6 protein-coding genes are annotated in these 7,567 nt (G+C 34.3%); all 6 read right to left on the reverse strand.

Translation table 11 applies throughout. The features are described 5' to 3' along the window. Window positions 1–81: 81 nt before the first annotated feature. Window positions 82–1,254, reverse strand: a complete 1,173-nt coding sequence (locus tag J5X91_RS17640; RefSeq protein WP_244453975.1) for a hypothetical protein — start codon at window positions 1,252–1,254, stop codon at window positions 82–84. A 3-nt stretch (window positions 1,255–1,257) separates the two neighbouring features. Beyond that, window positions 1,258–2,433, reverse strand: coding sequence for a TniQ family protein (locus J5X91_RS17645; protein ID WP_208835346.1), 1,176 nt, complete (start codon window positions 2,431–2,433; stop codon window positions 1,258–1,260). 70 nt (window positions 2,434–2,503) lie between these two features. After that, window positions 2,504–3,892: an adenylate/guanylate cyclase domain-containing protein gene (locus J5X91_RS17650; protein ID WP_208835347.1), complete on the reverse strand. Its 1,389-nt coding sequence runs from the start codon at window positions 3,890–3,892 to the stop codon at window positions 2,504–2,506. Beyond that, window positions 3,880–4,452 (reverse strand): Pycsar system effector family protein, encoded by a 573-nt coding sequence (locus tag J5X91_RS17655; protein ID WP_208835348.1) that lies wholly within the window; start codon window positions 4,450–4,452, stop codon window positions 3,880–3,882. The genes J5X91_RS17650 and J5X91_RS17655 overlap by 13 nt, the downstream gene beginning before the upstream one ends. Next, entirely contained in the window at window positions 4,453–4,752 is a 300-nt protein-coding gene (locus J5X91_RS17660; RefSeq protein WP_208835349.1) for a helix-turn-helix transcriptional regulator, read from the reverse strand. It lies immediately after the preceding gene. Between the two features lie 324 nt (window positions 4,753–5,076). Next, window positions 5,077–7,467 (reverse strand): hypothetical protein, encoded by a 2,391-nt coding sequence (locus J5X91_RS17665; protein WP_208835350.1) that lies wholly within the window; start codon window positions 7,465–7,467, stop codon window positions 5,077–5,079. Window positions 7,468–7,567: the final 100 nt, after the last annotated feature.

The following is a 7,567-nucleotide window of genomic DNA, read 5'->3' on the forward strand; positions in this document are numbered from 1 at the left end:
TTCATATAAATAGTGACCTGCTGATCAGTGATTCGTGTTCCCGGCACAGTGAACTCCTCCGTTCTGCTGTACCGAACCTTATCAGATCAACCGGCCAAGATAATTGTCGCTAGACCGGCCACCGTAATTGTCGCTTAATACATTTAGTATGTTACTAAATTGGCTAATACAGTTAGTAATACTCTGATCTAAGTAATGCTTTGCCCACTCAGGGTAAGCTTGATTTTGCGCGTTATTTTTAGCTTCAAGAATATTATCAAGCCATAACTGCAAACTAACACGTACTTGCCTAATAGCCGCTACTCGCGCTAATCGCTTTTGCCTTAACGTATTAAACTGTTTAATACCTATCAACACCAAAAGTGCCTGTTGAAATTGACTGCTTAATAGCGCACGAATTTTAAATGCTTTCTCAATATCATTATTGGCTACTTTAGAGCGATTAACTGCCTTAGAATATGTTTTAGGGAAGTAGCGCAACACTCTTATATTCCCACCAACTGAGCTTGCTAAATCGCCTACATTGGCAGGCCTTGAGTGCTCAACTAAACCAGAGTTTAGTTTACGCTCTGTAGTTAGCGGCTGAATTTTAGCCAGCATTGTGTGGCTTACTACAGGCGTAACCGCAAGGTAGCTTTGCTGAAATGGCATGTGTAATTGTGGTGAAAAAGAACTTACTTCTAATGGGAGCTCAGCCACTGGCAAAAGCTGTTTTATTTTACCCGCGATATCTAAAACCGCCTTTTTAGTAAACCCGTATTTTCTTATTAAATTTATCCAAACAGGCTCTTCAGCTATTAGTAACTTTGCTAAACAAGTTACTTCACCTTGCCAAATAAATGAGGTTAAAAATAGCTTTGCATGATTAATTTCAGCACTGTTGTGTGACCAACCAAAACTTAAAGGTAATGACCGGCTACAAATACCCGCAATATCTTCACTTACAACTTCACTAATTAAACGTTGATGGCTTACTCGTATATCGGGGTATTTTAAATTATGAGTATGAAACCATTTAACTTCGTTAATGCACTTACTCAGTAACACTTCATCGCGTAATACACTTTTAGCAGTTCTTACACTTGTTAAATCATCAATTTCACTTCGTTTATAAACTAGGTTAATGAGCACAGTTAGTGCTTGTTCTTCAAAGCCATCTACCGCAATGCAAGGCGTGTATGGCGCAAACAACTTTCTAAGTGCTGTGGTTTTTTCTTTTAGTAATTCAATTGCAAGTGCATCTTGTAAGTTCATAAGTTACCACGGCGCTATAAATTGTTTTTTTGTTTGAGGCTTTTCAGCTGCGAATGCTTGCTGTAGCTCAATCACTTGGCGTAAATAAAATACATGGCTATCAGCTCTGAGCTGTTCGTGCTTTTTTTGTGGATAAGCACAGTTTAAAAAGCCTTCTTGATGAAGCCTGTAAACTTGCTCTGTGGTGGTGTTTAATAATACTGCGGCATCAAAAGTACAAAGCAGTAAGTCAGCAATATTTGGATGTTTACCTTTAGGGTTACTATCCACTAATTCGACAAAGTAATTAATAATCTCATCAAGTACTTTGTTTTTACGGTTACTTGTTGCAGCTATTTGACCATCACGGATTAAATCGCCATAGACAGAGTTGAACTTAGTTTTATTAAAAGGGTTGAGTTGTTTGAGCCGCGCATTGTTTGTGAGTAAATCTAATTCAGCGTTAAAGCCATCAGGCCAAGTACTAAAGTAATCAACAAAAGCGCAGTTAAAGTCAGCATCGCTTACATCAAATTGTTTAATCTTCGCAAACCAAGATATTAACCCCACTATTTTATGGCTGTTACTACTTGCAAGCGCAAATGCAATTTTAAAGTCTGCATCGTTTAACTGTTCACTACTGGTTAGTTTACAACCACAATCACACTCTAAAAACGCCTCAGAAGCTCTATAATCAATTAATTCATGGCATTCATCACAATGTGTAGTTAATTGTGTTTTATGCTTATGGCACGTTTTATAGGGCTTTAAATGCCAATGAAAGGGAATATAGGAAGATTCAGACAAGCATTCAATGCAAACAGGTATGTTATCAGTGCTAAGTAGCTCAAGAGGAATAGTCAGCTCATTACGGCTTACTGCAGCAAGGTTGCCAAATTTAAAGTTACTGCGCCGCCATGCAAGCGCAAGAATATCACCAGCGTTTACATCTACTAATTGAGCTACCAACTTAAGCGCTCTTATTCTAAAACTGCTCGCTTGCCTAGCATGATAAACATCAACTTTACTCAGCTCTAACGGCAACGCACCTTCAAGCTCATGATCTTGCTCTGCAAGCCATTGCCATAAAATATCAGCAAGCTCACTATAGCCATCGTATGAGTTATCCCTAGCAAGCCTTAGCAAATAGCTTTCAAGCGCCTCATCTGGGTAAGGTTTTGTTTGAACTAAAAAATGCATCGCCAACCTAAACTAAGAAAATCTTAGTTTAGGTTTAGGCTAAATAAATTAGATAGTCAAAATTAAATACTTAATCAATTTCTAAAAGAGGATCACCAATGTAAATTCCAAAGCACTCCTCCCCCAATAAAACTTTTTTATTTTTATCTAAGACAGAAATATACATAAAGTGAAGCCCTAGATAACACGTATCTTCCCATTGCTTTGCTTTAAAATTACATCCATCAAGAGTCTGAGCTAGGACAAGTGTCTCATGATTACCCGAATTTTCAGCAGCTTCTTTGGCTTCATTACCAGTATTTTTCACTCTAAATTTTACAAAAAATTCAGTGTTTAATTCTTGTTGAGGCAGCTTAAAATTAACTTTAAAGTCTATACCTAAAGACTTCTTTATTACTTCTGCACATGGAAAGTAAGTAAACTTTGTTGGAGCGTTCTTATTATCTTTTAAGCATGCAGTTATTTTTATATTTTCTAAAATATTGTCTGTTGCAGGGCTTGGTAACAAAGCTATATATTTTTCATGGTTGAGTACATATTGCTTATAATTAATTCGATTGCCATTAGCATCTAGATAATTTGGTTCAACAAACTCTTTTTTTACTCTTTCGCCTTTAGATTGAACATGCCTTATTTCCAAAATATCCTCAGGTAAATCTAATAACTCTTTAATTGATTGCCCCAATAGAACTCTATTTTTAGGAGCTCTTTGCTGTAACTTTGCTGCAATATCAACATAGAAAGATGTGGCTGTAACTTCAGAAGCGCCGGAATAACCATACATACCCCATATAACATTTTCTTTTTCGCCATAATCTATACCTATTCGAATGCCAACGTCATCTTCAATACCTTGATCTTCAAAATATGGCTTTACAACTTCGTTCATCACTTGAACTATATAAGTACCACAATTAATAGCATCAATAGCAGCATTTCTAGCCTTCTTATTACTTCTAAAAAAAGCAAGTACGGCATCACCCATAATTCTGTGTACATGACCATCAAATGCTTGGATTGTCTCAATAGCAGCCCTGATAATTGCATTTTTAATTAAAAAAACTGTTTCCGCAGAATAAGTCACTCCTAATTTAGTCGAACCTTTAATATCTATAAATAACGAGACATTAAAACCATTTTTTAGTGCATCAGTGTCAGCTAAATAATCAAAATCAGGATGCCCACCTATCTTTGACTCTTTTATTCCCTCTTTACCAAAAGCTTTTCGAATACTTTCTTGTATGCCAAAGTTTTGCTCTTGTGGTAATCCCGAGCGAATATTTAGAATCGAGGAAGCCGCTTCTAGGCCAGTTTGATAGCTTTCAGAACTCAATGAGTCTAATGAAAAACTATTTCCTTTTTGAACACTTTCAAAAAACTTAGATGTGCTTCTCTCTCTATCAAAACTTTTCTTTAAAATTTCTTCTATTGACCCGTAAGCTCCTTTTAGCTTTGACATAATGTGATCCCTAATGTGTCTGAAACTATTAATATGAAAAGAATTAATAATAGAAATAGATTTGCCTTAGTGGTTGTCGTGGCTCTGTCTAAGCTATTAAATTTACTCTTAGTGATGCCAGCGACCTCGTGAACTTGCCCTGAAATATCCTCTAAAAAGGCATCCGCATCCGTGTTTTTAAATTTATTAATGTAATCCTCTCGATCAAACTCAGCCACTGAACTAAAAAAGATAACAGAACTAGGACTAGGTTTCTTTGAGCTATCTAGCTTAGGTTTTATGCTGTCCATTACAAAAAGAATACTAAGCATACTAAACAAGGCAATTACGACAAGACTAATAGAGATAGCCCACAAATAGAACCCTGAATTAGGAAGTAACTCAGGGGCTTTAACCAACAAGCCAGCAAAAACACCGAAATTAAACGTTGTAATTAGACCGCTTTTAAAATTAATTGTGGCAATGTATGAATCATAGCGCTTAATGATGTCCCATAGATCTGATTTACTCGGTTTTTCGTCACTTGGCTCTTCGGTATTAGACTTACAATCTTTTGACATTTACTTTTCCTTAAGTTTCATTAACAATTCTTTTTGATCAGTGCTACTCAACTTTCCGAGCGCGCAGATTAATTCAGATAAAACATCCTCTTCACAATAAAAGTAAGCTACTGGTACATCTAGCTCTTTAGCAATGCGTTTCATGGTTAAAAAATCAGGGGCGTGTTTGCCTTTTTCGTATTGGTTCATGCGAGCACTAGCCGTGTTTGGCTCCATGCCTAAAGCCATACCTAGCTGTTGCTGAGTAAGGCCTGCTGCTTTTCTTGCAGCTTTTAGGCGTGAAGGTGTTGGAGTTTCCATGTGAACCTTAGCTATAAAACATATCTTGCTAAGATTCTCTTAGTATCTAACCTATAAGTGTACTAAGGATATTTTAGTTTTTAAATATACACTTAATTAGTACTGTCTCAAACTATACATTTATGAGTTAAAAGGGATTTTATGCTTGTCTTTGCTAGCGATACTTTTAGCAAAATTGTTTTGATGAAACTGCTAATGTAAAAATTCCTAACTCTAAAAAAGCCAACCTTGGGTTTTGTATTAAGCTAATTAATCTGTAGAAGTAATAAGTCTCTTATTTACATCTACAGATTATAAAAGTCATAATCTGAGTTTAGAATGTTACTAGTCTTTATATAAAGCATTCGTTAGTGCAGCTAAAGTTGTTTTATATTCGCCAGTTGTGGCATCAAAAAAAGAGTCGCAATAACGTTTCCTCATCTGCTCTTTATATAAATCATTAGCTAAATCCTTTAAAGTTTTGCTTAACCCCTTCACACCAATTAATAAAATTAAAAATTGGACTTTCTTTACATTGTTCTTCTCATTCTTAATGTTTTTCAGTAAAGATTTATAAAGTGACTCAGTATTATTTATTTCTTCAGAAAAAACTTTACAAAAGTACTTTGAGTATTGGGTTGGAGCAATTGGCAAGTGACTGATGCATAAATTAATTTTTTCAATTTTATTTTCATTTCCTTTGGTTGATGATATTTCTTGAAAGAATGTTGGCATCCATATTTTTTGACTTTTTGTCTTAACTTTTATCTTCTGTAAAAAAGGCAGATTCCTGAAACCAATTGAGTATGCTGCTATCAATATATAATCCAAGTGTGTTGTATTATATTTGCTGATTGATTCCAAGAAATTGATTGCAGCTTCACTGTCTCGAAATTGTTGTTCCAAGATATATAGCGCCAATAAGCTATTCCAATTGTACTGTGAAGTAACCTTATCTGAATCATCAAACCTAATACCTAATGCCTTTAAACATAATTTTAAAAGTAAATGATCTCTTGGGATCATCTTTGATGCTGCTATTAATATTCGGTCGTTAGGATCTATATCAGGACTATTTAAATATTTTATGAATTTTTCTTTTAAACTTGAATCTCCCGTCAAGTGTGGGCCAATATTTGTAAAAAACAGCCCCTCATTCTCACTACCAACAATATTATCTTCAAAAGAAAAAGTACAGTTTACATAATCCCAATGGCTTGCTAAGTATGCCCAAAATGGTTCGACTGGCTTGAATGTTCTATGTAATAAAAACTCTAAATATTTTTCTTTCTGTTTTTCTTCTATATAGCTTTTTAACTTATCAAGTTGTTTCAACGCTATCAAGCCACAGAATGCATTTTTTGTCGCAATTTCATGGTCAGGGCCAGTAGCTAAAAAAGCTTCCAATAAATCAGTTATGAGTTTCGCATTTGCTTCCTCAGAAGTGCTCATCAAAGGTGAAGTTAAAGAACCTATAGTAGAAGTTATTCTTATATTTGAATCTATTTCTTCTGAGAACCCGACTAAAATGTCTAATGCATCCTTGTTGGTATTTATTTGTACAAGCCTTTTTGTAATTTCATTACGAAAAGTCGCTGGTAAAATATCTAATTTTTCTACCACTTTATTTCTAACATCATGATCATTTCTGAAAATAGATGCTATCAAACCAATATTTCCGTCTCTTTTTTGAAGCAGCTCTAGTGCAATCTTCTTTAGATTAGGTGTAACTTTCGATGACCCCAATAATAAAATTAAATCACTATTTATGAACCTAGAGTCTGATTTTTTTTCTAATATTTTTTGGAAAATATTAGTAGCAATTTGAATTTGTTTTTCATCAGCAACTTTCAAAATTCCTCTTACTATAAAGTCGTACCTCTTACGGCTACCACCTTCACTTTCAGCACTTAAAAGCTCTAGTAATTTATCAAAACAAACTTTTTTGTTAGAAAAAATATCTGGGTAGAGGTGAGCCATAATTGACAAGTCGACACCATTTTTCTGAAAAAGCTCACCTATCAATTCTTTTACTTCTTTATCTTCTGCTCCCCAATTTTGAATTAACGCCTGCAATGGCCAAAAGTAAAAATTATCGAGCTTTAGAGTTTCTTGAATCAAGTGTACTTTCATACGTTCAGTTTTAAATAACTGATAATATTGATAGTTCACAATAGGTTTTTTTAGAACGTATTCTTCAACCGCTTCACAAATCTTTGGAGATTGTTCAATAATTTTTGCAATATTTCTAATATTTCTTCTGTACATCCCCGTCAAGGTCTTTGGATGATCATTTTTGAGATCTTCTACAATAATTTCTAATACTTGTTTATCTGTATAATAATAAGTCATTAATATATGAATTGCGAAATCTAAATCTAAATCTAAATCTCCACCATAATTAAAAACTCTATTTATACACTCCTGTTTAATATCATCATTTAAATAAAATGACTCAATACATTCATTTACTAGTGAAGACCAAGAATAGTTATAACGAGATATTCCTCCAAGTTCTAACAGTTTGTCCCTATTAACTTCTGATGTGCGATTGTTCTTCGCTTCATAAAAAATGCATAACAACTTAGCTTCTGGGGAGTCAATTAACTTTAAATAATTAAAAATAGATTTACTTTCACTACTAGCTGGCCACCCTCTAATTATCACTTCGAACAAAGCCATTCTGGTGTTATAACATATTGTTGATTTAGCCTTACGTACCAAGTCTACTTTCACTTCTGTTTTATTTTTAAATTTATGTAACTATTCACCAAGACAAATTATTTTCTAAGGATCTTTTTTAGCTATTGACTGATCCTGCCAGTATGCCAAGCTA

The sequence above is a fragment of the Pseudoalteromonas sp. K222D genome (assembly GCF_017653575.1).
Lineage (GTDB): Bacteria > Pseudomonadota > Gammaproteobacteria > Enterobacterales > Alteromonadaceae > Pseudoalteromonas > Pseudoalteromonas nigrifaciens.

What these genes read in the sequence shown, in the direction of transcription:
- J5X91_RS17640 (WP_244453975.1), bottom strand. Translation starts at nt 1,254, where the DNA reads ATGAACTTACAAGATGCACTTGCAATTGAATTACTAAAAGAAAAAACC.
- J5X91_RS17645 (WP_208835346.1), bottom strand. Translation starts at nt 2,433, where the DNA reads ATGCATTTTTTAGTTCAAACAAAACCTTACCCAGATGAGGCGCTTGAA.
- J5X91_RS17650 (WP_208835347.1), bottom strand. Translation starts at nt 3,892, where the DNA reads ATGTCAAAGCTAAAAGGAGCTTACGGGTCAATAGAAGAAATTTTAAAG.
- J5X91_RS17655 (WP_208835348.1), bottom strand. Translation starts at nt 4,452, where the DNA reads ATGTCAAAAGATTGTAAGTCTAATACCGAAGAGCCAAGTGACGAAAAA.
- J5X91_RS17660 (WP_208835349.1), bottom strand. Translation starts at nt 4,752, where the DNA reads ATGGAAACTCCAACACCTTCACGCCTAAAAGCTGCAAGAAAAGCAGCA.